The following is a 21,305-nucleotide window of genomic DNA, read 5'->3' on the forward strand; positions in this document are numbered from 1 at the left end:
TCCTTCCGCCTCACAAGTCCTCGAGTGCGGACCACTCGCCGCTTTATGGTCTGACCATAACGGTCAAGGGGTTCATTGGAAGGAGCGCACGTGCGATTCGGGAGCGTTGTACGGGCTATGGCGGCGGGCTGTGTCGCAGCCCTGCTCGGGGTTGCGTGGGCTGCAGTTGCGCAGGCTGAGCCTGAGTCGGGCGCAGTCTCGGAGGAACCAGCCTTCGCTGGAACGAACGGTGAGTACATCGAGGCCGACTCCCCGGAGGAGGCGGTGCGCGTCTATGAGCAGAGCCGCAGGGGTGGAGCTGCGGTCCAGGCCACCTATGAGAAGGCGCCGTGCAAGCTGACGACTCAACACATGCACACGCGGACATCAGGGAACAAGAAGACGATCGGTCACAAGCCCACCACGGCGTGCTCCGTGCGGGTCAGCAAGATCACGCACGGAAACAGCGCTGACTATCGATGGGGGCCCGGGCTCTGGGTGGCCGCGCACACGCAGGTTGCCTCCCGCAACAACCTGTCAAAGTGGACTCAGACAGATTTCGAGTTCACGTGCGGCAAGATCCCCAGCGAGAACACGTCATGGGTGGGATGGACGGCAGGGACCGTCTTGTGGAACGGCAAGAACTACCACTCGATCATCTCGACACCTCAGGCAGAGCTGAAGTGCAAGCCCTGAACGATGACGGTGCCGGCCCGGCGACGTGCTTCGCGGTGTACGCGCGGTCCCCGAGGAACGAACCCGTGGGCGATGTGCAGATCGACAACGTGGAGCCGGTCGTAGCGATCGCGGTCACCGAGGACGAGGCGCGGGAGCTCGCCGAGTCGATGGAGGCACGCTTCTCTGAGCTCGAGGGACGGTGGGAAGAAGTCCCCCGGGCCGTCGACGGGCACGGCGTCAAGGATGTCACCCACCTCGTCTGCGTGGGCGAACCGCGCATCGCCGACGTCGTCGCGGCATTCGATGATCTGCGAGCTGCCGCGGCGTTTGCCGAAGAGGAGACGGTGCGCCGTGGGGGGCCGGCCCACGTGCTGTCGATGGCTGTGCACGAGCTCCATCTCGAGCGAGTGCCTCGACGGACGAGGTGGGGTTGGCGGTAGCGGCTCGTGCGCGTAGGGGACGAGGCCTAGCCGCCCTCGTCCGGCTCGACCGACGCGATGCGGTGCACCGCCACGGTGAGCTCCGCGCCGCGCGAGGTGTCCAGGGCGCGCAGGCGGCCGGCCTCCAGCCGCAGCGGCCGAACGCGCCGCCGCGCCGGTCTCCCGTGGGCGTCCACCAGCTCGAGCCACACGTGCTCGCCGTCCCGCACGGCCTCCCGCAGGAGGGCCAGCGTGTCGCCCGCGACACCGTCCACCGCTCCCGTGCGGGCGAGGCGGTCGACGGCGGTGGGCGGCGGCAGGATCGCGTGCGCCGCGCCGTCACCCACCGTGGCGCGTGCGGCGTCGGCCCCGGCGGCGGTGCTGGAGAACGGGCTGCGCGTGCCCCCGCCGTCGGCCACCCGCAGGCGCTCCACCAGGGCGCGCCGGCCGTCGTCGGACACCGGCGCGGAAGCGACGGCGTACGCCGACCGCGCCCCTCGCCCGGGCCCGCGATCGATGCGTGGCGGGCGGCGCAGCCGGCCGAGCGGGCGGCCGTCGGGCCCTTCGAGCGCGGCCAGCAGCCCGCGCGAGCGCAGCGCGGCCTGCAGCTCCGCCGCGGGCACCGCTGTGGCCAGCACGGTGGGTGCCAGGCGCACCAGGCCGAGCGAGGCCAGCCGTGGGTCCTCGGCCAGGCCGGCCAGCACGGCAGGGTCGGCGGCACGCACGTACGAGGACGCGGTGCCCACCCGCAGCGCCTCGTGCCGGCGGGCCGTGTCCCGCACCAGGTACTCGAGCGGTTGCGGCACGGGCACGGGGGAGCGGCGGCCGAGCTCGTCGAGCAGGTCGTCCGCGCTCGCCCCCAGGTCGAGCGCCCGGGTCACCGACGCCGCCGAGAACCGCACCGTGGTGGCCCCGCCCCGCGACTCGACGTCGGCAGTCCGTCCGATCAGCGAGGCGAGCGCCCGCGACGGGCGGCCCGGCACGATCCCGGTCAGGTCGCCCTGCAGCAGCACCTCGTCCACCTCGGCCGGCAGCACGGCGCGCAGCGCGCCGGCCAGCGCCGCTGCCGCGCCGCCGTCCGCCGTCGGCTCGCCGGTGACCACGGGTAGCAGCGCGCGGCCGGGTGCGGCCAGGGACCCGGCCCCCGTGATCCCGAGCAGCGCGGCCTCGCGCAGCAGGCCCTCCACCGCGGGCTCGGGCGGCACCGCCCGGGGTGTCCGCCAGGCGAGGTCGGCCAGCACGTCTCCGGTCGACGGGGCGAGGCCCGGCATCCCCGCCAGGGCGGCGAGCACCTGGCCCCGCAGCCGGGGGACCCACGCCCGGTGCAGGTCGGCCGAGAGCGGCGCCCGCGTGGCTCCCTTCTCGTCCCGGGTGCCCGCGAGCCAGGGAGTGCGCCGGCTGGCCGCCCACGCCACGGCGAGCATCGCCCACCGGTCGGCGTCGTCCGCCTCGTCCCAGGCGTCGGCCACCGTGGTGGGCACGTACGACGCCGGGGCGTCGCCGTCGTCCGCCACGAGCCCCGCCGCGGCGGCGAGCTCCACCACCGCGGCCGCCGTCGCCTCGTCCACGTCCAGCGTCTGCGCCGCACGCCGCACGTCCCGCACGCCGAGACCTCCGGCTCGCAGCACGGGCGGCGGGTTCTCCTCCCACGCGGTGACCAGCACGTCCACCAGTCGCACCGCCTCCAGGGCGGCGCTCGCGGACTCGGCGTCGGCGGTGTCCTCGCGCACAGTGCGCGCCGACCGCGGGGCGGGCGGGGCGAGCGCGGGGTCACGGTGGGTGCGCCCGTCGCGCAGCGCGAGGCCGACGTCGCGCGGCAGCACCACCGTGCGCGCCTCGGCGCGCTGCAGCAGCCCGGCGTCGACGAGGGCGTCGACGGCGCGGCGCGCGGCCGTGCCGTCGGGGGGCACGACGCCGGCGGGAGGGCCCCACGCGAGCGCGTCGAGCACCTCGCGGGCGCCCGGGGGCAGCGCCGCCACGGCGCTGTCGAGGCCGGTGAGGTCCGGTGCGGGGGAGCCCGGGTCGCGCCGGGGGCCGAGCCCTGCCGGGTAGGGCCCCAGGACCTCGCCGAGCCCCGGTGCGGGTCGCAGGTCGGGCTGGCCGGCCTCGCCGGCGTCCCAGACGAGGGCCTGCTCGGCGACGGCGGCCAGGAGGCCGCGGACGGCGGCGGCGGCGTCCGGGTCCTGCGCGCCCACGGCGGCGGCGACGTCGTCGGGGCCGACGGCGGGCAGCTCGCCCTCGAGGGCGAGCACCGCCTCCAGCACCTGGAGGGTGGGGGTGTCGGCGTGCACCAGGGCACGCTCGACCGACGTGCGGCTCGAGGCACGGGCCGCGAGGGAGCGCAGCGTCGACGGCGACGGGGAGGCCAGGTCGGGGCGCGCGCGCAGCAGCGCGACGAGCTCGTCGTCGGACCTCTCCCGCACCGCGTCGGAGAAGGTGGCCATCCCGACGATGCTACGCGCGCGGCGCCCCGTGCCGCGGGTGCCGGCGGTGTGTGCGCGCGGGTCAGCGCGCCGGCAGCGGCCTGGGGGCGATGCTGGGGACGATGCGGTGCTGCGCCCCCGCTGCCGGTAACGTTGTCCATCGGCCCGGTCCGCGGGCCGATGGACGCAACGAGCACAGAACGAGGTCACAGTGCCCACCGGCAAGGTCAAGTGGTTCGACGCCGAGCGCGGCTTCGGCTTCATCGCCGCCGACGACGGCGGCGAGGTCTTCCTGCACGCCTCCGCGCTGCCCGACGGTGTCGCCAACCCCAAGCCCGGGGCCCGCGTGGACTTCGGCGTGGCGGACGGCCGTCGCGGTCCGTCGGCCCTCGCCGTCAAGCTCCTGGACCCGGCGCCGTCGGTCGTCAAGGCCAAGCGCAAGCCGCCGTCGGAGATGGCCACGATCGTCGAGGACCTGATCAAGGTGCTCGACCGCGTGGGGGACGGGCTCAAGCGGGGCAAGTACCCCGAGGGGCCTGCCGCCGAGCGCGTCGCCAAGCTCCTGCGTGCCGTGGCGGACGACCTCGAGGTCTGAGGGACAATCAGAACGTGACTGCTGCCGCCGAGGCTCCTGCCCGCAACCGCCGCACGGGTGCGTCTGCCCGTACCGCCAAGGAGGCCGTGCTGGTCGGCGCGGTCGATCTGGCGCGCGAGGCCGCGGTCGAGGTCGCGGAGTCGGCGTCCGACGTCGGCGAGCACCTCGGTGCCGTGGTCGAGGGCGAGCGCCTGGTCTCCCACCGGTTCGCCGCGGGGATGGCGGGGTACCGCGGCTGGTACTGGGTGGTCACGGTGGCCCGCGTGCCGCGCGGCCGTACCGCCACGGTGTGCGAGGTGGAGCTGCTGCCGGGCGAGGACGCCCTGCTGGCTCCCGAGTGGCTGCCGTGGTCCGAGCGGCTGCGTCCGGGGGACATCGGCCCGGGGGACGTGCTGCCCTTCAAGCCGGACGACCCGCGCCTGGAGCCGGGCTGGGAGCCCACGGGCGACGAGGAGCTCGACTCGGTCGCGATCGAGGAGCTCGCCCTGGCGCGGCAGCGCGTGCTGTCGCCGCGGGGGCGCGACGAGGCCGCCCAGCGCTGGTACCGCGGCTCCCGCGGGCCCACCGCCGCGGTGGCGGTCGCCTCGCCCGCCGAGTGCCTCTCGTGCGGGTTCCTGATCCCGCTCTCCGGGCCGCTGGGCCAGCTCTTCGGGGTGTGCGCCAACGAGTGGTCGCCCGACGACGGCAAGGTGGTGTCCCTCGACCACGGGTGCGGCGCGCACTCCGAGACGGACGTGGAGCAGCCGCCGTCCGACTGGCCGGACGCCGACCCGCTGATCGACGAGAACACCGTCGAGGTGGTCGAGCTGGCGCCGGTGAAGATGGCCGACCCGGTGGACACCGCGGCCGGGCCGCTGCCCGTGGTGGAGGCGGACGCCGAGGCTGAGCCGGCCGCGGACGCCACCGAGGCCGAGGCCGAGCCCGAGGCGGAGTGACCGCCGACCCGTTCGGGACGTCGGCGCTGCGAGGCGCCGTCCTGGACGCGTGGCGTGGCTCGGGCACCCGGCTGAGGGAGGACGCGAACCTCGAGGAGGACCACGCCCGCGGGTACTACCGCGACCGGGTGCTGGTCGAGCTCGCTCAGAACGCCGCCGACGCCGCCGCTCGCGCGGGCGTGCCCGGGCGGGTCACGGTTCGTCTGGAAGGGCACCGCTCACCTGCGGTGTTGGTGGTCTCCAACGACGGTGCGCCGCTCGATGCCGCGGGCGTCGCCTCGCTGGCGTCCTTGCGTGCGTCGGCCAAGGGCGCCGGTGCGGTGGGCCGGTTCGGCGTCGGGTTCGCAGCCGTGCGCGGGGTGGCCGACGACGTGACGGTGCGTTCGCGGGCGGGCGGGGTGCGGTTCTCGCTGACCGCCACGCTCGAGGCCCTGGGCCTGCGCGAGGGGCACGTGCCGGTGCTGCGGCTGCCGTTCCCCGCGCCGGCCACGACGCCCGCCGAGCCCGACACCGTGGTGGAGCTCGTGCTGCGCGACGCCGAGGCTCTGGAGGCCGTGCGCACGCAGCTCGACGCCGTCGACGACGCCCTCCTGCTGGCGCTGCCGAGCCTGGACGAGGTGACCCTCGAGCATGTCGACGCGCGCGGTGAACGGCACCGCCGCGTGCTGCGCGACGTCGAGGAACGGTGGACGGTGCACCGCGAGGCGGGCGAGCTCGACCCCGCAGACGTGGCCGACCTGCCGGCCGAGCACCGCCGTACCGACTGGTCGGTGGTGTGGGCGCTGCCGCGCGGGGGCGAGCCGGCTCGCGGGCCCGTGCCGGGGCTCGCGGCGGCGACCTTGCACGCCCCCACGCCCACGGACGTCCCCCTCTCCTTCCCTGCCCTGCTCGTCGCGTCGTTCCCCGTGGACCCGGGACGGCGCCGGGTGCTGCCGGGCCCGGCCACCGAGCGCCTGGCCGTCGCGGCCGGCCGGGCCTACGCGGCCCTGCTGGCCCGGCTCGCTCCCGAGCGAGGCGGTGACGTGCTGGAGCTCGTGCCGGCGGGGATGCCCGCCGGGGACCTCGACGCCGTCGTGCGCGACGCGGCGGTCGACGCCTTGCGCACCGCCCCGCTGCTCCCGGCGGCCGACGCCGGGGGCGCCGGTCTCGTCGCGCCCGCCGACGCGGTGCTGCTCGCCGGCCCGGTGGGAGAGGACCGGGAGGTCGCGCGCGTGCTGGGCGCCGTGGCCCTGACGACCCGGCTCCACGCGCTGGCGCGGATGCTGGGCGCCCGGGTGGTGCCGCTGGCCGACGCCCTCGACGAGCTGCCCGGCGGCATGGCACCGGCGCGGTGGCGCGAGGTGTACGCGGCGCTGGCCGCGCACGTCGTGGACCCCGCCGTCCGCGAGGCGCTCGCCGGGGTGCGGGTGCCGCTCGCGGACGGGCGGCTGGTGCTCGGGCCGCGGGGGACGGTGCTGCCGGACGGGCCGCACGGCGCGGGCCGGCCGGAGGAGGACGACGAGCCCTCGACGGCGGGCGAGAGGCCGGGAGCGCACGACCCCCTGGCGGACGCGGCCGCGGCCCTCGGGGTGCGGCTGGTGCACCCGGACGCCGCGCACCCCGTGCTCGAGCGGGCGGGCGCCGTGGAGCTCGACCCCCGCGCCCTGCTGGGCGACCCGTCGGTCCGGGCCGCTGCGCTCGCCGCGGCGGCCCAGGTGATCGACGACGACGGGGACGACGACGGGGGCGACGACGAGCAGGTCGGCGCCGGCCCGCAGGACGTGGTGGACGCGGTGCTCCTCCTGGCCCGCCTGGCCGTGGACGGCTCGGACGCCCCGCTGCCGTTCTGGCTCGGCGAGCTGCCGGTCGCGACCGCCGACAGGGACGTCGCGCCCCTGCGGGAGTGCGCCCTGCCCGGCTCGTGGGCGGCCGAGCACCTGGACGCCCTCGCCCTCCTGGACGTCGACGAGGTGGTTCGCCACGGGGCGCACGTGCTGCGGGCTGCCGGGGCACACGCGGACCTGGACCTGTACGTCGTGCGCGACGTCGACACGGGCGGGGGAGACGACCCGGGTCCGGACGACCCGGCGGGCTGGCTGGCCGGGTGGGACGACTACCTCGATGCGCTCGCGGAGCGGTGGGGTGAGGACGTGCTGGTCGGGGACCTGGAAGCGGTCGCCGACCTGGACGCGGTGGCCGAGGGGTCGTGGTCGCAGGCGCTGACCCGGGTGGCGGGCGACCCGCTGCTGCGCCGGGCGCTGCTGGCACCGGCCCGCCCGGGTGCGGGGGCCCGGCCCGGCGCGGAGGCAGCGCCGTCGTACACCGCCTGGTGGCTGCGCCGGCACCTGGGCGCGCCGTTCGCCCTGGACGGCGACGTGCCGCTGCTCCCGGCTCCGCCCGCACCGGTGAGGGGGCTGGACCCGGAGGTGCTGCGCGCGCTCGGCGGGGTCGGGTCGCTCGCGGGGCTCACGTCGGAGGACTGGCCCGTGGTGCTGGAGGGGCTGCCCCCGGTGGGCGCTCCGGTCGCGCTCACGGACGCGCTCGCCCTGTGGGAGGGCCTGGTGGCCCTGGCCGTGCGTCTCGGCCCGCACACCGAGGCGCTCGACCCGCTGCCCGGGCGGCTCCCCGCGCTGCGCACCCGCCCTGCTGAGGTCACGCCCGACGTCACGGTGCAGGTCACGGTGGCCGACGCGTCGGACCTCGTCGTCGCCGGTGCGCCGCGGTGGTCGCAGACCGGCCCTGTGGTCCCTGCCCCGCCCGGTGCGGCCGCGGCGCTCGCCGACCTGCTGGACCTGCCGCTGGCCGGTGGTGACGGTGGTGACGACGAGAGCGACATCGAGGGCGATCTCGTCCCCGACGCCCCCGGTGCCCTGCGGGACGTCGACGAGCGGGTGCGGGCCCTCGACCCGCGCCTGCCCCACCGCTGGCGCCACCACGAGCGGCTCACGGTGGGCGGCCGGCGCGTGACCTGGTGGGTGCACGACGGGCAGGCCCACGCCGAGGGCACGGCCGGTCTGGCGCGTGCGCTGGCCGAGGTGCTGGGGGCGCCGTCGCTGGGTCCGGTGCTCGAGCGGGCGCTCGCCGAGCCCGCGCGGGCGCAGGAGGTGTGGGCGGTCAGGGCCTGGGGCTGAGCCCCGGGGGCATGGTCAGCGGTGCCTGCGCGCCCACAGGAGCCCGAGGCCGCCGAGCGCGATGCCGGCCGCGCAGACGGCCACCCCGTCCCAGGGGCGGTTCCCGACGACGGCGAGCAGGAGCGCCACCACGAGCGCGACGGCCCACAGGGCGATGCCGGCCAGGACGACGCGGCGAAGGTTCACCTCGTACGGCGGAGGGCTGGGGCGTCGCCGGTCGGGGTGGGCCAGGAGGCTGGCGATCGACGGCACGCCGCCAGTCTAGGTCGGGGTGGCGGGCTCGTCGCGGGATGCCGTGCGAGCGGCGTGCCGGGCGTCAGAACAGGTAGCGCGCGAGCTCGCGCGGCACCACGCGGCCCATCAGGTCGAGCGCGACGGTGCGGGTGAGCTCGTGCATGTCGGGGTCGTCGAGCAGGTCACCCAGGTCACCCAGGTCACCCAGGTCGTCGAGGCCACCGCTGGGCGAGGCCGGCGTGCTTCCGGCGGCCGACGTCATCGGGGCGAGTCGCTGCTCGATCTCGCGGACCGTCTCTTCCACGCGGAGCAGCAGGTCCGCGGCGGCGTCCAGGGCCGGTCTGCCGCTCGTCATCGGGCGTCGTCCCGCTCGGCGCCGGCGGCCGGGGCGGAGTCCTGGAGGAGCTGCTGGTTGCGGTCGGCCAGGCGGCGGATGTCGGTCACGAGCTCGGTGAGCGCGTGGTGGTGGGCCTGGAGCATGTCCGACCAGGGCGGGGGAGCGGCAGCGGTGATCTCGCCGAGGCTCGCGCCGGGGGCCAGGCCCAGCTCGGTGGCGGCGCCGTCGGAGTCGACGGCCCGGCCCAGGTCGGCGGTGTGCACGGCGTCGAGGGTGCGAGACAGCTCGCGCCCGGCCTGGGCGAGGGCGTGCAGGCGTCCGGACGCGAGGACCAGCTCGTGGACCTCGAGACGGAAGCGCAGCATCTCGAGCAGGCGGCGTTCAGCCCAGAGCGTCTCCGAGAGCGTGCTCAGCGTCACTTCACGCACGACCTTTCTGTCACGCGGGGAGACCCGACGGCGCCCTGCGTCGTCGTCAGGTCAGGGTAGGAGCGGCCCACCGCACTAGCCACGCCGGTGCGAGCGATCAGGGGGTGATTCTTCCCTGACCGGCACGCCCCGGTCGAGGCCCACAAAGAGTGCTCGAGGCACACGAACCCGCAGGTCACGAGCCTGCACCGGGAGGGTGGCCGGCTCGCGCGGGTCCGACCTGCTCCATCGGCCGGACGGCGCCCGGAAAGAGGCGGGGTGAAAGAGGTCACACCTGCTCACGTCTGGGCCGTTCCGTCCGAAATGACTGGAGACAGCAGACCCCGGGACTCGTGCAGAGACCCGGCCGACGACGGTGAGGTGTTCGATGGGCTGGTCGCCAGCGCACCGGTCCCTCGCCGCGTCGGTACCCCGGGAGGGGCGGGATCGTCGGGCCGCAGGGGGGCCCGACGGCCCGTCCCCCCAGGGTGAGGTGCTCTCGTGACCGCCGTCGTCGGCGCCGAGGTCGCCGCCCCGCCCATCGACACCGCCGAGCACCGCGCGCCGGCTCCCGTGCCGGACGACGCGCAGGACTTCCGGCGCGTCGTCGCCTCCGCCGCGGTGGCTGACCGGGTCGGCCGGGTCTCCGAGCGCCTCTTCGGCCCCGAGGAGCCCGTCTCCGCCCGCGTGCAGGCCTGGCGCGGCCGGGTCGCCGCCCGCGCCGCCCTCCTCGAGATGCTGCCCGCTGCCGGTGCACGGGCCACCGGCGCGCAGTCGGCCGCCGTGCTCGACCTGCTCCGGGAGCGCGAGGCCGTCTGGGCCGCCCTGACCCCCGCCCGGCCGCGGCGACCGCGCCCGCAGCCCTGGTGAGAGACCACCCGCGCGCCTGAATGGCGGCGTCCGGCAGGTCGGGGAGACTGGCCGTGGAGGTACCCATGCCCAGAACGATCCTCGTGCTCACGCCGGTGGCCGGCGGAGGCACCGCCGGGGAGATCCTCGACGGCGTCCACCGGACCGCGGCCGCCCTCGGGTGGCACCTCGTCGTCGTCCAGACGAGCGTGCCGTCCCGCGGCGGTGCCACCAGCGCCGCCGACGTGCGCCTGGCCGTCGACCGCGCCGACGGGGTCGTCGTGGTCGGCGACACCGTGGCGCGCACGTACGCCGAGGTCCTCGCCGAGGGTGAGGTGCCCGTGGTGGTGGCCGCCGAGCGGCACGACGACGCCCTGCCCACCGTGGCGCCGGACAACGTGGGCACCGCCAGGGTGCTGGTGGAGCACCTGGCCGAGCACGGGTACGGCCGGGTGGTGTTCGTGGGAGACCTGGCCGACGGTGCGGTGGCCGAGCGGCTCGAGGGCTACCGGGACGCCGTCGCGCGGTCCGGGCTCCAGACCGGCGAGCAGGACGTCGTCGACGCCCCGCCCGGGGAGAGCGGCGGACGAGTCGCCGCGTTCTTCGTCCTGGCGCAGGAGGACCGGCCGAGGGCCGTGCTGTGCGCGACGTCGGCCACCGCGGTCGGCCTGACCCGGGCCCTACGCGCCGCCGACGTCTGCGTCCCCGAGGACATCGCCGTCGTCGGGTTCGACGACGTCTGGGCCGCCGAGTCGCACGACCCCTCCATCACCACCGGCAACCACCGCTGGGACGTGCTGGGCTCCCGCGCCGTGGAGCTGCTCGCGGCCCGGCTCCGCGACGGGGCGGCGGACCCCGGCGCCGGCGCGGCAGCCCCGCCCGCCCCCGCCGTCGTCGGCCGCGCCTCCTGCGGCCCCTCTGCCGCCGTGCCCGACGAGCCCGCCCTCGACGACCCCGCGGCGGACGACCTCGAGACCACCATCCTGACGACCCTGGGGGTCGAGGGGCGCTCCCGCGCCGCGCGAGAGGCGGCGCACGACCTCGCCCAGGAGGTCCGTGCCATCGTCGACGAGGTCGAGCGCACGGGCGCCGAGCCGCAGACCCACGCCTTCGCCACCGCCATGACCCCCCTCGCCGAGGTCCTCGTGCGCCCCGGGATCATGTACGGCGTCGGGCTCGCCGTCGGCGCCTACCTCACGCGGCGAGGGCAGCGTGCCTCGACCGAGATCGAGCCCATGCTGCGCATGATGCGCCACCGAGCCCTCGGCGCCGCGTGGCACCTGCAGGCACGTCGTGGCGCGCAGCGTGTCAACGCGCTGCGCGACGCGCTCCACCAGCAGTACGAGGTCGGTGCGGCGCTCATGGCCGACCAGGAGCAGGCGGCCGAGCTCGGCTGGCTCGCCAGCACCGGCGTGCCCGCCGGCGTCCTGGCCGTGCGCGAGCGCGACACCTACGTGGTGCGCGGCGTCTGGGACCCGCGGGGGAGGGTCGGAGCCGCACGGGGCGACGCCGTCGCCCCCAGCGCCTTCCCGCCTCCCGGCATGCTGGCCGTCGCGGACCCCGCCCACGACATCGTCCTCGTGCTGCCGGTGGGCTCCGCCGAGGGCGAGCGCGGCGTCCTGGCGCTCGTCGTGCCGGGCGCGCAGGGAGCCGTCGGCACCACCTACTCGTACTGGGCGGCCATGCTGGCCTCCACGCTGGAGCACGCCGAGCTCGTCGACGCCGTCGGCGACGAGCGCGAGCGCCTCGGCCTGCTCGCCCTGGCGATGCGCGACGGCCAGTGGGAGTGGGACATCGAGACCGGCCGCATCGCGCTGTCCGCGCGCGCGGAAGAGCTGCTGCAGCTGCGCGCCGACGAGGTCTCCGACTGGTTCGACCGGGTCCACCCGCGCGACGCGCGCAAGCTTCGCGGCCACCTCGCCGCCGTGCTCGCCGCCGACGGCCCCGCCTCGTTCGAGCAGGAGCTGCGGTTCCGCAGCGGAGGCACCTACCGCTGGCTCCTCATGCGCGCCATGACCCGCGGCCGGCGCCCCGGCGGCCGCGACCCGTTGCTCATGGGATCCCTCGCGGACATCCAGGAGCGCAAGGAGCTCGAGGAGAAGCTCGAGGTGGCGGCCATGTACGACCCCGTCACCGGGCTCGCCAACCGCCGCCTGTTCCTCGAGCGGCTCGGCGACGCGATGGAGCGGCACCGCTCCCGGGGCACCGAGTACGCCGTCATGTTCCTCGACCTCGACCGCTTCAAGCTGGTCAACGACTCCCTGGGCCACCGAGCGGGCGACGAGCTGCTGCGGGCGGTGGGCGAACGCCTCGGAGAGACGCTGCGGCCCCACGACATCGCAGCCCGGTTCGGTGGCGACGAGTTCGCGGTGCTGTGCGACAGGATCGTGCCCGACACCGCCGAGAGCGTGGCCCGGCGTCTCCAGGAAGCCCTGACCCGCCCGTTCGAGGTCGAGGGCCGCCACCTGTGGGTCACCGCGAGCATCGGCATCGTCACCTCGCCCAACCGCCACGAGCAGCCTGAGGACGTGCTCCGCGACGCCGACACCGCCATGTACCAGGCGAAGTCGGGCGAGGCAGGCAGCGTGGTGCACTTCGACGAGTCGATGCACGAGCAGGCGCTGGCCGACCTCGCGCTCTACGAGGCGCTGCGCCGCGCCCTCGACGCCCGGCAGTTCTCCGTGCACTACCAGCCGATCGTCACCGTGCGGGACAACCACGTCCAGCCGGTGCGGCGCTTCGAGGCCCTGGTGCGCTGGGAGCACCCTGAGAAGGGCACCGTGGGACCGCACGTGTTCCTGCCGCTCATGACGGAGACCGGTCTGGTGGTGCCGCTGGGCCGGTGGCTCATCGACGAGGTGTGCCGGCAGCTCGCCGCGTGGCAGCACACGGTCTCCGACGAGGTGCAGGTGAGCGTCAACCTGTCGGACCCGGAGTTCTGGTCGGAGGGCCTGCTCGGGTACATCCAGCAGTCGCTGGCCCGCCACGGGGTCCCTGCGTCGGCCCTGACGGTGGAGATCACCGAGGGCGTGATCGTGCGCCGTCCCCGCCAGACGCTCGAGCTCATCACGTCGCTCCAGGACGCCGGGCTGGAGGTCCACGTCGACGACTTCGGCACCGGCTACTCGTCGCTGCACATGCTGCACCGGTTCCCGGTGGACGCCCTGAAGATCGACAGGTCGTTCGTGCAGGAGATGAGCCAGGGGGAGCGCACGGTCGCGCTCGTGCAGGCCATCATCGCGATGTCCGACGCCCTCGGGATCGAGGTGATCGCCGAGGGCGTCGAGGACACCGAGCAGATGGAGCGGCTGGAGGCGATGGGCTGCACCAGCATGCAGGGCTACCTGTTCGGCCGGGCCACCGGTCCCGACGGCGCCACGGCCGCCCTGCAGCGCGAGCCGGTGGGGTCAGGCCTGCTCGATGCGTAGGCGGCGCTGCTCGCGCTGCACCTCGGCCAGGTAGCGGCTCAGCCGGTCCTCGCGCTGGCGGTCGGTGCCGATGAACCGGCACCCGTAGTGCGCGACACCCCCGGACTGCTGGATGCGCACGATCCGGGCACGCACGGGCAGGTCGGTGCGCTCCTTGCCGACGCGGACCACCCCGGGCAGGGTCAGGCGCACCTCGGAGTCCTGCGGCAGCGTCTTGCGGCACGTCAGGCGCAGCCCGTGGGCGCTCAGGTCCTGGATCGTCACCTTGTACGTGCCGGTCTCGCCGGGCTTGCCCTGCACGGGCGGGGCCACCACCTGCGCCTCGAGCTCCAGGTGCAGGTCCACGCGGACGAAGTTGCGCTTCTGGTTGCGGGAGACCTCCGTGACGTCGCCCAGCTCCAGCACCAGGTCGTCGCGGCCGCGCAGGTAGGCGTCGTAGACGCACTCGCCGCGCACGTCGTCGAGCACGTCGACGCGCACGGGAAGGCCCGGCGGCAGGTCGTCCGGCAGGTGGACGACGACGGGGCCGCCGTCCGGCGCGGTGAGCTCGATGCGCATCACGTCGTCCTCGAAGAAGACGACGCGGGCGTCGACGTCGTCGCCGTCCACGTGGGCGACGCAGGGGCGTGACTCGTGCATGGGACCTACCTCTCCTGGAAGGACGGTGACGGGGGAAGGCTCACCGGCCGAGCGCGGCGACCGTCGCGGCGTCGCGCTCCCCGGGGGCGGGTCGTCCGTGCAGGAACCCCTGCACCTCGACGCAGCCCTCCTGGCGCACCTGCTCGTGCTGCTCCTCGTTCTCCACGCCCTCGGCCACCGTGGTGACCCCCAGGCGGCGGCCGAGCTCCGCGACGGCGCGGACGACGGCCGCGCAGTCCGCCCGCTGCGTCGAGTCGCGCACGAACGTGCCGTCGATCTTGATCTTGTCGAACGAGAAGTCCCGCAGGTGCGCGAGGGACGAGTAGCCGGTGCCGAAGTCGTCGAGGGCCACCCGCACACCCAGCTCGCGCAGGCGGCGCAGCTCCTCGGCCGCCGCAGCGCCGTGGTGCAGCAGGGCCGTCTCGGTCACCTCGATCTCCAGCCGCGGGGCGGGCAGCCCGGACGACTCCAGCGCCCGGGTCACCTCGGCCACCAGCGTGCCCGCGCCGATCTGCTGGGCGGAGATGTTGACGGCCACCCGGGCGCCGTCCTCCCAGCGGGTCGCCTCCGCGCACGCCTCGTCGAGCACGTGCCGGTCGAGACGGGCGATGAGGCCGCACTCCTCGGCCAGCGGCACGAACTCGCCGGGCGAGACCCAGCGTCCGTCGTGGTGCCAGCGCACCAGCGCCTCGCGCGCGGTGACGCGGCCCGTGGCGATGTCGAAGATCGGCTGGTAGAAGACGAACAGGTGCTCGGGGCGGTCCAGGGCCTGCTCGAGGGCCTGCTCGAGGCGCGAGCGCTCCTGGATGCGGGCGTCCATGGCCGCGTCGAACACGCCGGTGGCGCCCCGGCCGTCGGCCTTGGCGGCGTACAGCGCGGTGTCGGCGTGGGCCAGCAGCGTCTCGACGTCACGGCCGTGCTCCGGGCTCACGGTGATGCCGGTCGACACGCTGACCCGCACGGTGCGCAGCCGGTCGAGCCGGTACGGGGCACCGAGGGTGCGCACCAGGTCGGCGGCCAGCGCCGTGGCGCCGGCCAGGTCGGCGCCGGGGGCCAGGACGGCGAAGTCGTCGCCCCCGATCCGTGCGGCGACGGCGCCGATGCGGTCGCAGGTGGCGCGCAGGCGGGCGGCGACCTGGGCGATGAGCAGGTCGCCCACCTGGTGCCCGTGCGCGTCGTTGACGTTCTTGAGGCTGTCGATGTCCAGGTACAGCACCGCGAAGCTCTCGGTGCCGCCCGTCAGGGCCGCGGCCACCTCCTCGCGGAACGTGTGCCGGTTCGGCAGGCTCGTGAGGGTGTCGTAGTGCGCCAGGTCGTGGATGCGCTGGGCGGTGGCGACCTTCTCCGTCACGATCTCCCACACCAGCATGGCCGACAGGTAGGTGCCGTCGTCGTCGGTGATGGCCGAGACGGTGATGTCCGCCAGCTCCGGGCCGATCTTGATCCGGGCGTCGTAGGGCAGGCGGCTCGGGTCCTGCAGGAGCCGCCGCTGGTGCTCGGGCATCCGGTGGAACATGTCCAGCGACGTGCCGACGAGGTTCTCCAGGTCGATGGGCAGCACGTGCCCCAGGTTCTCCAGCAGCTCGTAGCAGGCGGCGTTGGCGTAGGTGATCTCGAACGTGCGCGGGTCGGCCGTCATGACGGCGGTCGGCATGTCCTCGATCATGCGCAGCATGCGCGCCTGCTCCTGCTCCCGGAACCGCGCCTCGGACTGGGCCCGCACCCTGCTGCGGAAGTCCTTGTGCAGCGCCAGCACGACGACGGTCGCGGCCACGAGGGCGGCGATGGCGTCCAGGCCCATGGTGGCCAGCGCCGCGCTGCCCGTCGTCACCAGCAGCACCGCGGCGGGCACACCGCCGACGACGGCGATGACGAGGGCGGCCCGGGCGTTCGCGATGAGGCTGGTCATGCTGATCATCAGCGAGAACGTCAGGAACAGGACGACCTGGCCGCGCTCGAGGCCGTCGGCGTACCGCAGCAGCACCGCGGCCCACCCCACCATGCCGAGCGCGAGCAGCGCCGCCAGCACGTCGGCGCGCAGCAGCTGCCGGCGTGCCTCCTGCTCGGTGGGCCGGGCGGAGCGTCGCCGCCGCCACATGACCATGCGCACCGCGTAGACCACGGTGAAGGCGGCGGCCACGCCGACCGTCAGCGCCGCCGGCGCCCGCCCGAGGAACGACAGGGCCAGCACCCACGCGTAGAACGCCAGCACCGTGTACATGAGCGGGATCTGGCGGGAGAGCACCATGAACTGCTCCGTGCGCAGCGCCTCGGCAGCGTGCTCGGGACGCGGTGCCGTGAACCGGGCGGTCGTCGCGGGGCGGGGGGCCGGGCGGCGCGTCGTGGCGTCCGCAGCCGGGCAGGGCGTGTCTGCGTGGTGCCGGGCACCGCCCGTGGCCGAGCCGGGTGCCGCAGCACCGGGGTGCGACGCGGACGGCTCGGGCGTGCGTGTCGAGCCGGCATGTTCGAGGTCGGTCATACCGGCCCCCTTTCGTCCCGTCCGTGCGGACCTGTCCCGTACGGGTGTAGCCCTTGACCTATCGGCGGGAAGAGCCCTGGCGTGAGCAGCCGGGCGGGGGAGAGCGTTCAGCCGAGCGGGGCGCGCAGGGGCAGGTCGGCCTCGAGGATGACCTGCACGGCACGGCCCGAGCGAGGGTCGACCACCAGCGGTGCCACCAGGTTCATGGTGGGCACCTCGTGGGCGTCGTCGGCCGGGTGGATCAGCGCGAGCAGCATCGCCTCGGACGCGCCCTGGAGGCCGAGCTGGCGCAGGGCGTCCGCGGGCAGCCCGGGGGCGTAGTCGGGGAAGAACACCGACGGCACGGCGGCGAAGAGGCGCAGCGGCCTGTCCTGCTCGCCGGCGCCACGCAGCTCGAGCACCACGCCGCTGTCGTCCAGCGGCGTGACCTGGAGCGTGTCGTGCCCGGGCAGGCCGGGCAGCGGCGCGACGAGGCCGAGCATGGCGGGGGCCGCGGTCACGGTGGCGGCGCTCATCGCAGGAAGTCGAGCAGCGACGGCTGGAGCACACGGGCGCCCGCGCTCAGCGCGCCCTTGTACGCGACCTCCTGGACCTGCAGGTCCAGGAGCACCTTGGCGAGGTCGACGTCCTCGATCTCGGACAGGCGCGTGGTGTTGGTCAGCTTCGCGTCCGTGAGGGTGGCCTGCGCGGTCTGCACCTGGCGCTGCCGGGCACCGAGCGCCGAGAGCTCTGTGCGCACCGACTCCATGCGGGAGTCGAGGGCGTCGAGCCTGCTGGTGGGGTTGCCCGTGGGGGTGCGCAGCTCGGCGACGATGTCGTCGAGCAGCGCGAAGACGGAGTTGCCCTGCTCGGGCGTGCCGAACACGGCGCGGCCGTCGGAGTCGACCCGCACGGAGACGGCCTCGGAGATGCGGCGCTCGACCGGCGCGCCCGAGCCCTGGTACGGGTACGTGCCGTCCTCGGCCGCCGCGAAGGCGCCGGCGGCGTTGGACGTGCCCGCGAAGACGTTGCGGCCCAGGTACGAGGTGTTGGCGATGCCCAGCAGGGAGTCGCGCAGACCCTCGATGTTCGTGGCGATCGCCTCGCGAGAGGTCTGGCCCAGCGCACCGTTGCCGCCCTGCACCACGAGGTCGCGGGCGTTGTTCAGCACGGCCAGGGCCGACTGGAGAGCGGTGTCGATCGTGGTGAGCCAGCTGTCGGCGTCGGAGACGTTGCGCTCGATCTGGGCGAGGTCGCCGCGCTCGGTGCGCAGGCGCATCGCGGACGCGGCGGCGGCGGGGTCGTTCGAGGCGACCTCGATCTTCTTGCCGCTCGAGAGCTGCGACTGCAGGTCGCTCATCCGGTGCAGGTTGGCCTGGATGTTGGCCAGGGTGCGCTGCTGGATGGTCTGGTGGGTGATGCGGGTCATGACTACCTCCCGACGACGCCGGTGCGGTTGATGAGCGTGTCCAGCATCTGGTCGATGGCCGTGAGCACGCGGGCGGCGCCCTCGTAGGCACGCTGGTAGGCGACCATGTTGACGGTCTCCTCGTCCAGGTCGACGCTGGCGTTGGCGAGCTGCTGGCTGACGGCCGATGCGCGGGCCACCTCCGACACGGCGGCGCGCGCGCCGGCCGAGGAGGTGCGGCTGCCGAGATCCACGACGAACGCGTTCCACTGGGCGTCGGGGCCGCCCGGCGTCGTGCCGAGCGCCGCGAGACGCGCGGCGACGCTCCCGTCGAGCTGGTCCTGGGCGCTCGCCGAGACGGCGATCCGGCTCGGGTCGGTGATGGCCACGGTCAGGCTCAGCGCCCCCGGCTGGCCGGTGAAGGTGAAGAACTCGCCGCCGGGCTGACCGTCGACGGTGTACGCGCCGGCGTGGAGGTCGTTGACCTGGCGGGCGAGGTCGACGGCGAGCCGGTCGTACCGGGCTGCGGCCTCGGCGAGCGGGCCGCCGGTGCCCGTCTCGTTCGCAGGGGCGAGCACGGCGAGGATGCCGGCGAGCTGACCGCCGTCGAGCCCGGCGGAGGAGCCGGGGCGCGACGCCCACTCGATCGTCACGGCCGTGGCCTCGCCACCGGCGGTGCCCATCACGTGCCCGAACGACGGGGCGCCGGAGACCTTGAGCTCGCGGGCCGTGGAGCCGGCGACCAGCGGGTTGCCGCCCACCAGCACGTCGACCTGCCCGTCGTTGCCGTACTGGACCGTGCCGCCCACGAGGGCGGCGAGCTCGGTGACGGCGAGGTCGCGGGCGTCGATCAGCTCGTTGGCGACGCCGCCGGAGTTGGTGATCTGCTGGATGCGGGCGTTGAGGTCGGCCACGTTGGCCGCCGTCGCGTTGGTCTTGGCCACGAGCGCGACGGCGGTGTCGTACTGCTGGTTCCACTCCGTCCGCGCCGCGGCGTACATCGAGCCGAGCCGGGCGGCGACGGCGCTGGAGGTCTCCAGCACGACGGAGCGGGCAGCCTCGGTGTCCGGCGTGTTGGCCAGGTCGTTCCAGGCGCCCCACATGGCGGTGAGCTGGTCCGAGAAGCCGGTCTTGCTGGCGGACGGCTCGCCGACGGTGGCCTCCAGGGCCTTGAGGCCGTCTGCCACCGCCTTGAGGTACGTGGCCGACGAGGTCTGGACGCGTACGCGCGTGTCCAGGAAGACGTCGCCCAGGCGGGCGAAGTCGGACACCTTGGTGCCGTTGCCCACCCCGTTGGAGACGGAGAACATCGAAGGGACGGTCACGCCGCCCACCGACGTCAGGTTGGCGCGCTGGCGGGTGTAGCCCACCGTGTTGACGTTCGCGACGTTCTGCCCCGACACGTCCAGCGCCTGGCGCTGTGCGGTCAACGAGCTCAGCGCGGTGCTCAGTCCGGAGAAGGTGCTCATCGGTTCCTGGCCTCTCGTCTGGTCAGCCGTGTCAGAGGGATGCGTCGAAGATCTGGCCGCTGCGGTCGATGCTCGCCGCGTGGCCCGTGTCGTCATAGGTCTCGGACTCGCGCCGCAGCGCGAGCAGCGTCTCCTGGGTGGCGCGGTGCGAGACCGCCAGGAGCTCGCGGTTGCCGTCGGCCAGCTCGCTGATCTCCGAGGTGAGCTGGGCGAACGCGTCCCGGTGGGAGAGCAGCAGCTCGTCCCACGGGGCGGGGGCTGCCAGGGCCAGCTCGCCGAGCGGCGTGCCGGGCTCCAGGCCCAGCGCCACCGCGGCGGCGTCGGCCTCCGCGGCGCGGCCCACCTCCGCGGACCGGATCTCGTCCAGGACCTTGGCGACCTCTCGGGCGGCGTGGCCGAGCCAGCGCGAGCGCCCGCTGGTCAGGAGCAGCTGCTCCTCCTCCAGCTTGAAGAGCAGCAGCTCGAGGAGGCGACGCTCCGCCCACAGGACGTCCGACAGGCGCCTGAGCTCATCGTGACTTTCCAAGACTTCCTCCGTGTGCTGCTGCGGCGCCGGTGCCTCCGCCATCCCTGTCCATCGGACGGTGGGGGCCGAGGATGACGGATTCCGGAAGATCGATGCTGCGCGGGTGCCGGGTGGTGCCGGCAGGGCAGGGGGCACACGCTAGGGGCAGGGTCCGACGACGCCCCGCCGGCGAGGCAGCCCACCGGGTGAAGTCCCTGGCAGGGGCGCTGCGGGCGCCCGATAGGGGCGTTGAGGCCGATTTTGGACGAACGCGGGATGTTTTCACCCGCAATGGTTGCGATTCACCCGCCTGCCGCATGGTGTTATGCGCATGAAGTGTCTGAGGCTCTTCATGTCAGAAGTCGAGGCTGCGGACGGGCGCTGTGATCTGGTACGACGCTCGCCGTGGCCGAAGGACGAGCGTGCTCGTCGAGACGAGCGCGAGCCACGCTCAACAGGGGGCGGATCTGTGAGTGATCTGAAGCAGGGACCGGCAGGCGGGGCGGTCGACGAGGCGCGCGTGCGCGTGCTCGTCGAGGAGAACATCGCCATCGTCGGCTACCAGGTGTCCGAGCTGCTGCACCGGGTGCCGCCGACGGTCACGCGGGACGAGCTGGCCTCGGCCGGCAGCCTCGCACTGGTGCTGGCCGCCCGTGCGTACGACGAGTCGACCGGCGTGCCGTTCGCCCGCTACGCCGCGCTGCGCGTCCGCGGGGCCCTGATCGACGAGCTGCGCTCGATGGACTGGGCGTCGCGCGGTGCCCGGACCCGTGCTCGCGAGGTGCAGAGCGCCACGGACGAGCTCACCCACAGCCTGGGCCGGCGCCCGACGCGCGAGGAGATCGCGCAGGTGCTGGGCACCGACCCGGCCAGCGTGGACCAGGCCCAGGCCGACCTCGAGCGCCGTGTGCTGAGCCTCGATGGCACGGACAACCCTGTCGCCGACGTCGTCGCGGACGCCGCGCCGACGCCGGAGGAGGCCGTGCTCACCCGCGAGCGGCTGACCTGGATGCGCGCGGCGGTCGAGTCGCTGCCCGAGCGGCTCAAGACCGTGGTGGTCGCCCTGTTCTTCGAGGACCGCCCCGTGACCGAGGTGGCTGCCGAGCTGGGCGTGACCCCCTCGCGCGTCAGCCAGCTGCGCACCGAGGCCCTGGGCCTCATGCGGGACGGCCTCAACGCGGGCCTGGACCCCGAGCTGCTGCCTACCGTGGAGCGGCGCGACGGCGTCGCAGCGCGCCGCCGCCAGGCGTACTTCGCCCAGGTGGCCGCCCGTGCGGTGCAGGGGCTGCCGTTCGGTGCGCTCACCGCGGCTGGGGCGACCAGCGCGGACCACGAGGTCGTCGCGCGGCGTGCCGGGGTCCAGACCGCCTGACCCCGCTCGTCCGCAGATCGCCGGCGGTGCCGGCCGCTCCGTCAGGGTGCGGCCGGCACC

At 74.9% G+C, this 21,305-nt stretch carries 18 protein-coding genes; 8 read left to right on the forward strand and 10 right to left on the reverse strand.

From position 1 onward, the window contains the following. Nucleotides 1-90 precede the first annotated feature (90 nt). A complete protein-coding gene (locus tag DNL40_RS03965; protein ID WP_146252009.1) occupies nt 91-675 on the forward strand; it encodes a hypothetical protein in 585 nt (194 codons plus the stop codon). A gap of 65 nt (nt 676-740) precedes the next feature. After that, complete coding sequence (locus tag DNL40_RS03970; protein ID WP_111249961.1) at nt 741-1,097, forward strand: hypothetical protein; 357 nt, start codon at nt 741-743, stop codon at nt 1,095-1,097. A gap of 26 nt (nt 1,098-1,123) precedes the next feature. On the opposite strand, the gene DNL40_RS03975 is transcribed toward DNL40_RS03970, so the two are convergent. Next, a complete protein-coding gene (locus DNL40_RS03975) occupies nt 1,124-3,520 on the reverse strand; it encodes a helicase-associated domain-containing protein (RefSeq protein WP_111249962.1) in 2,397 nt (798 codons plus the stop codon). 190 nt (nt 3,521-3,710) lie between these two features. Here DNL40_RS03975 and DNL40_RS03980 point away from each other — a divergent pair, with 190 nt between their 5' ends. Genes DNL40_RS03980 through DNL40_RS03990 form a run of 3 tightly spaced genes read left to right on the forward strand, consistent with a single transcriptional unit; the run spans nt 3,711 to nt 8,139 of the window. Then, on the forward strand, nt 3,711-4,094 hold the full coding sequence (locus DNL40_RS03980) for a cold-shock protein (RefSeq protein WP_111249963.1): 384 nt from the start codon (nt 3,711-3,713) through the stop codon (nt 4,092-4,094). A gap of 14 nt (nt 4,095-4,108) precedes the next feature. Then, the gene (locus DNL40_RS03985) at nt 4,109-5,029 is read left to right on the forward strand and encodes a DUF3027 domain-containing protein (RefSeq protein ID WP_111249964.1); all 921 of its coding nucleotides are present in this window, start codon (nt 4,109-4,111) and stop codon (nt 5,027-5,029) included. Continuing rightward, nucleotides 5,026-8,139 (forward strand): ATP-binding protein, encoded by a 3,114-nt coding sequence (locus tag DNL40_RS03990; RefSeq protein ID WP_111249965.1) that lies wholly within the window; start codon nt 5,026-5,028, stop codon nt 8,137-8,139. Before DNL40_RS03985 ends, DNL40_RS03990 begins: the two co-directional genes overlap by 4 nt. Nucleotides 8,140-8,154: 15 nt before the next feature. On the opposite strand, the gene DNL40_RS03995 is transcribed toward DNL40_RS03990, so the two are convergent. From DNL40_RS03995 to flgN (DNL40_RS04005), 3 genes are all read right to left on the reverse strand, one after another. Continuing rightward, a complete protein-coding gene (locus tag DNL40_RS03995; protein ID WP_111249966.1) occupies nt 8,155-8,391 on the reverse strand; it encodes a DUF2530 domain-containing protein in 237 nt (78 codons plus the stop codon). A gap of 64 nt (nt 8,392-8,455) precedes the next feature. After that, nucleotides 8,456-8,728 carry a hypothetical protein gene (locus tag DNL40_RS04000; RefSeq protein ID WP_111249967.1) on the reverse strand — a complete coding sequence of 91 codons (273 nt, stop codon included), beginning with the start codon at nt 8,726-8,728 and terminating at the stop codon, nt 8,456-8,458. Further along, complete coding sequence (gene flgN / locus DNL40_RS04005) at nt 8,725-9,138, reverse strand: flagellar export chaperone FlgN (RefSeq protein ID WP_146252010.1); 414 nt, start codon at nt 9,136-9,138, stop codon at nt 8,725-8,727. The genes DNL40_RS04000 and flgN (DNL40_RS04005) overlap by 4 nt, the downstream gene beginning before the upstream one ends. Nucleotides 9,139-9,618: 480 nt before the next feature. Between flgN (DNL40_RS04005) and DNL40_RS04010 the strand changes: the two genes are divergently transcribed. Next, nucleotides 9,619-9,987, forward strand: a complete 369-nt coding sequence (locus tag DNL40_RS04010) for a hypothetical protein (protein ID WP_111249969.1) — start codon at nt 9,619-9,621, stop codon at nt 9,985-9,987. A 65-nt stretch (nt 9,988-10,052) separates the two neighbouring features. Then, entirely contained in the window at nt 10,053-13,394 is a 3,342-nt protein-coding gene (locus tag DNL40_RS04015) for an EAL domain-containing protein (protein ID WP_179950930.1), read from the forward strand. Here the strand turns inward: DNL40_RS04015 and DNL40_RS04020 are convergent. The 6 genes from DNL40_RS04020 to flgN (DNL40_RS04045) all read right to left on the reverse strand — a co-directional run bounded on the left by DNL40_RS04020 (nt 13,374) and on the right by flgN (DNL40_RS04045) (nt 19,894). After that, nucleotides 13,374-14,033: a flagellar brake protein gene (locus DNL40_RS04020; protein WP_111249971.1), complete on the reverse strand. Its 660-nt coding sequence runs from the start codon at nt 14,031-14,033 to the stop codon at nt 13,374-13,376. The two genes, DNL40_RS04015 and DNL40_RS04020, sit on opposite strands and share 21 nt — an antisense overlap. Nucleotides 14,034-14,073: 40 nt before the next feature. Next, nucleotides 14,074-16,512 (reverse strand): putative bifunctional diguanylate cyclase/phosphodiesterase, encoded by a 2,439-nt coding sequence (locus tag DNL40_RS04025; protein WP_218925995.1) that lies wholly within the window; start codon nt 16,510-16,512, stop codon nt 14,074-14,076. A 107-nt stretch (nt 16,513-16,619) separates the two neighbouring features. Beyond that, nucleotides 16,620-17,027, reverse strand: a complete 408-nt coding sequence (fliW, locus tag DNL40_RS04030; RefSeq protein WP_111249972.1) for a flagellar assembly protein FliW — start codon at nt 17,025-17,027, stop codon at nt 16,620-16,622. Beyond that, complete coding sequence (flgL, locus tag DNL40_RS04035) at nt 17,024-17,920, reverse strand: flagellar hook-associated protein FlgL (RefSeq protein WP_111249973.1); 897 nt, start codon at nt 17,918-17,920, stop codon at nt 17,024-17,026. The genes fliW and flgL overlap by 4 nt, the downstream gene beginning before the upstream one ends. A gap of 2 nt (nt 17,921-17,922) precedes the next feature. Continuing rightward, entirely contained in the window at nt 17,923-19,368 is a 1,446-nt protein-coding gene (gene flgK / locus DNL40_RS04040; RefSeq protein ID WP_111249974.1) for a flagellar hook-associated protein FlgK, read from the reverse strand. 31 nt (nt 19,369-19,399) lie between these two features. Continuing rightward, nucleotides 19,400-19,894, reverse strand: coding sequence for a flagellar export chaperone FlgN (flgN, locus tag DNL40_RS04045; protein ID WP_245885647.1), 495 nt, complete (start codon nt 19,892-19,894; stop codon nt 19,400-19,402). A gap of 448 nt (nt 19,895-20,342) precedes the next feature. Between flgN (DNL40_RS04045) and DNL40_RS04050 the strand changes: the two genes are divergently transcribed. Continuing rightward, on the forward strand, nt 20,343-21,245 hold the full coding sequence (locus tag DNL40_RS04050; protein WP_245885648.1) for a sigma-70 family RNA polymerase sigma factor: 903 nt from the start codon (nt 20,343-20,345) through the stop codon (nt 21,243-21,245). The last annotated feature ends 60 nt before the right edge of the window (nt 21,246-21,305 follow it).

Origin of the sequence: Xylanimonas oleitrophica (assembly GCF_003244315.1) — a bacterium.
Lineage (GTDB): Bacteria > Actinomycetota > Actinomycetes > Actinomycetales > Cellulomonadaceae > Xylanimonas_A > Xylanimonas_A oleitrophica.

What these genes read in the sequence shown, in the direction of transcription:
- DNL40_RS03975 (WP_111249962.1), bottom strand. Translation starts at nt 3,520, where the DNA reads ATGGCCACCTTCTCCGACGCGGTGCGGGAGAGGTCCGACGACGAGCTC.
- flgL (WP_111249973.1), bottom strand. Translation starts at nt 17,920, where the DNA reads ATGACCCGCATCACCCACCAGACCATCCAGCAGCGCACCCTGGCCAAC.
- DNL40_RS04025 (WP_218925995.1), bottom strand. Translation starts at nt 16,512, where the DNA reads ATGACCGACCTCGAACATGCCGGCTCGACACGCACGCCCGAGCCGTCC.
- fliW (WP_111249972.1), bottom strand. Translation starts at nt 17,027, where the DNA reads ATGAGCGCCGCCACCGTGACCGCGGCCCCCGCCATGCTCGGCCTCGTC.
- DNL40_RS04000 (WP_111249967.1), bottom strand. Translation starts at nt 8,728, where the DNA reads ATGACGAGCGGCAGACCGGCCCTGGACGCCGCCGCGGACCTGCTGCTC.
- DNL40_RS04020 (WP_111249971.1), bottom strand. Translation starts at nt 14,033, where the DNA reads ATGCACGAGTCACGCCCCTGCGTCGCCCACGTGGACGGCGACGACGTC.
- DNL40_RS04015 (WP_179950930.1), top strand. Translation starts at nt 10,053, where the DNA reads ATGCCCAGAACGATCCTCGTGCTCACGCCGGTGGCCGGCGGAGGCACC.
- flgK (WP_111249974.1), bottom strand. Translation starts at nt 19,368, where the DNA reads ATGAGCACCTTCTCCGGACTGAGCACCGCGCTGAGCTCGTTGACCGCA.